Here is a 3,399-nt window from a genome sequence, read left to right on the forward strand (position 1 = left end):
CGTCATCATCTTTATAGGCCTTGTCGCCGGTATAGTAGAATCCGTTCACAAATGACTCGGCATTGGCTTCAGGATTATCAAGGTACTCACGGAAGAGACCAACCGGACGAGGATCGAGCGAAATTGCAATTCTTCCGGCATCCCCGTCAGTAATCATCCGACCCTCTTCATCGTGAAGCTCGATCTTCCATCCCGGCGATGGCTTCCCCATCGATCCGGGTTTACACTTCATTCCAGGGAATGTTGCGACACAGCAGACCGTCTCGGTCTGGCCGTACCCCTCAAAGATATCAAGACCTGTTCCGTCCCTCCAGACACGCATCACTTCGGGGTTCAGGGGTTCTCCGGCAGAACAGCAGTGGCGAAGTTCAGAGAAGTCGAACTTCCGGAGATCTGCGATGATCAGCATCCGGTAGATCGTCGGAGGGCAGCAGAAGGTGGTGATCCCATACCGTTCAATCAGAGGGAGGAGTTCTGTTGCCTTGAACCTGCCCCTGATATCATACACAAAGATTGCCGCACCACAGACCCACTGGCCGAAGTACTTCCCCCATGCAGCCTTTGCCCATCCTGTATCGGAGACGGTGAAATGGAGGTCGTTATCCTTGAGATCATGCCAGAAACGTGCCGTTATCGTGTGGCCAAGAGCATAGCTCTGCTCATGCAGAACCATCTTCGCGTCACCGGTCGTGCCGGAGGTGAAGAAGATAAGGAGGGGATCAGTCGGCCGGGTTCTCCGGAGACTGCGGAAATGGACGAGCTTGCGCGCAACCGGGGCCGGATAACTCAGCTCGAAGGGATAGCTGATCCAGCCGTCACGTTCACCGTCGACGACCATCTTCTGGGCAAGTGACGGGCATGAGTCAGAGAGATCATCACACTTCGGTGCATTCTCCAAATCGGTGATGACCATCTTGAAGTCGCCTGCATTGATCCGGTAGATGAGATCCTTTGTTGTCAGCATCGTCGGTGCCGGTGCAAAGACCGCGCCAAGCTTCATCAGCGCAAGCGTCAGGATCCACCATTCAGGGATACGGGGGAGCATCACAAATACCCGGTCACCCTTATTGATCCCAAACTTCAGCAGGATATTCGCCGCTTCGTTTGACAGGGTCTTCATATCCCAGAAACTATACTTCTTCTCCTCACCCGACTGGTTCGTCCAGATGAGTGCAAGCTTATTCCGGTCTTTCTCAGCCCATGCATCGACGACGTCAAAAGCGAAATTAAAGAATTCGGGCACCTCGATAGTATACTCCGGAACACCCTGCTCATACTCCTGCCTTTTGGGCTGAAGATCCGGGGCGGCCTTGCCGCAATCCCTGATATTGCCTACTCCCTCTGTCATAAAAACGTCATAATTTACGTTTTTATCTCATTTATGGCATTCGATCTGCTCTTCGGGAACCCGGCGCCCCCCCTCTCCATCACCATTCTTTATCGAAACTCTCGCGAGGGGGTAAGTATTCCAGAATAAACAGGGGATTTAAGGCATCAGAAATGCCTGTCTGACTAAATATCATAAAGGTTCTCCATCACCATTATGCTCTGCAAAACTTCAATTGTACGAAGATGGCAGATCAACAATACGACTCACTGAAGATCGAAAATATCGTCGCCTCCGGCGTCATCGCAGATTCAATCGATCTTTTAGCAATTGCAGAGCATATCGAGGGGTGTGAACTCAATACCAAGCGTTTCCCGGGAGCGGTGTACCGGATCAAAGATCCGAAGATGGCATCACTCATCTTCTCGTCTGGAAAAGTGGTTCTCACCGGCATCAAGAATGAGAAAGATATGGGCAGGGGCCTTGAGATCATCCTCGCCTCTCTCAACAGTGCAGGCATCAAGACTCATGAAGTTCCTGATGTTAATGTAACCAACATCGTCTGCTCTTATGATATGGGCAAGTCTATCAACCTGAACAAAGTTGTCATCACCCTCCAGCTCGAAAATATCGAGTATGAACCCGAGCAGTTCCCGGGCCTTGTGTACCGGATAGCCGATCCAAAGATCGTCGCGCTCCTCTTCTCCTCAGGAAAGATCATTCTCACAGGGGGCAAGAACCTCACTGATGTCAGAGCAGGTCTTGCCGTTTTGGAACAGCACCTTGCAGATATCCTCTAAAATTCTTTTTTTTACCAGAACCGATGCGTGCTTATGTACTTTCTCTCGGCTTTGAGAATCTCTTTATAAAACGCATCCCCGGTCGTATGAGTGTTTAAAATACGCGATGCAACCTCTGGGCCAACACCACGGCCCGCAAGCGCAATGATCGCTTTCCTGCCGCTTGAGAGGACCATGTTTGCTGAACGGAGCATCCTCGCCTCGATCTCTCTCTCTTCATCAGATTTCTTCTTCTTCTTCATAATCCGGTAATTCTCCTCTTCATATGGTTTGAGGGCGGCGATTAAGCGTGCACCGCACTTTGGGCATTCCGGTTGATCGGGTATCCGTTCAAGTATCGTCTTCTTCTTCCAGTTCTTACAGTGCATACAGGCGATGATCACCTCCTGGGCATCCAGGCGTCGTTTTACCGCTCCGATAACCGCCTGATCCATCTCAGGGGGGGCGATCAGGTCACGGGATGAGAAGAGCCCCTCTGCACCGATGATCGAAAGCGGACCTACCCTCACCTCGATCTCACCTGATCGTATCCTGGAGATGAGCGCACCCGCTCCTCTGACATCCATATATGAAGAGAAGAGCTCCCGATAGACCTCCCGTGCGACGACGGTGCCATCAAAATGTTCGCTTAAGCGGTGAAGGCTGATCTTTTCGTAATCGGCATCGGAATCGATCGCACCAAACTTCTTTGCAACAGCGACAAGCTTCCATTTATAGAGCGAGGTCCTCTTCATCGCTATCATCAGGATCGCCTCGATATGGTCCCCCTCAAGTGATCCCAGTATCTCCTGAATATCGCGTGCCCCGACATTTCGTGGGAGGCGGAGGAATATCCGGTATGCATTCACCTCGATCCCGACACTCGTCCCGAAGCGGGCTGAGATCAGTATAGAGAGGGCCCGTCCAAGGGCCTCATTTGCCTTATGGCCCCCGCAGATATTGATGATCACGCCCTCCTTCGTATGTTCAAGCATCACCAGCCGGTCTGTTGGAACCGGTGTTCTGTTCTTCTCCATCTCAGAAAGTATCCGCTCGATATATGAAACCGACTTTTTATCTGCCCCATACTCTGAGAAGTTCCGCATCCTCCTGAGCTTTCCAACCTCCTCAGCAACTTCAAACGGCACCGGGATCTGCTCACCCTCCCATGATGGCAGTTCCCCGACACTTTTTGGAGCCGGCTCAACGGTGATCATCTCCTCCCCAACCTCAAGCACCCGCCAGAGCCGTCCACGGGTGATGAAGACAGCGCCGATATGGATCCATCCGACA

At 51.8% G+C, this 3,399-nt stretch carries 2 protein-coding genes and 1 pseudogene; 1 reads left to right on the forward strand and 2 read right to left on the reverse strand.

Translation table 11 applies throughout. The annotated features are described in order from the left end of the window. On the reverse strand, positions 1-1,348 hold a 1,348-nt coding region (locus Q7V06_RS05475), incomplete at its 3' end, for an AMP-binding protein (protein ID WP_304839213.1). 224 nt (positions 1,349-1,572) lie between these two features. On the opposite strand from Q7V06_RS05475, the gene Q7V06_RS05480 reads away from it, so the two are divergent. Then, entirely contained in the window at positions 1,573-2,127 is a 555-nt protein-coding gene (locus tag Q7V06_RS05480; RefSeq protein WP_304839216.1) for a TATA-box-binding protein, read from the forward strand. An 11-nt stretch (positions 2,128-2,138) separates the two neighbouring features. Here Q7V06_RS05480 and Q7V06_RS05485 read toward each other — a convergent pair. After that, a pseudogene (locus Q7V06_RS05485) lies at positions 2,139-3,399 on the reverse strand (DEAD/DEAH box helicase); the annotation flags it as partial.

It is taken from the genome of Methanocalculus sp., assembly GCF_030651615.1.
Lineage (GTDB): Archaea > Halobacteriota > Methanomicrobia > Methanomicrobiales > Methanocorpusculaceae > Methanocalculus.

What these genes read in the sequence shown, in the direction of transcription:
- Q7V06_RS05480 (WP_304839216.1), top strand. Translation starts at nt 1,573, where the DNA reads ATGGCAGATCAACAATACGACTCACTGAAGATCGAAAATATCGTCGCC.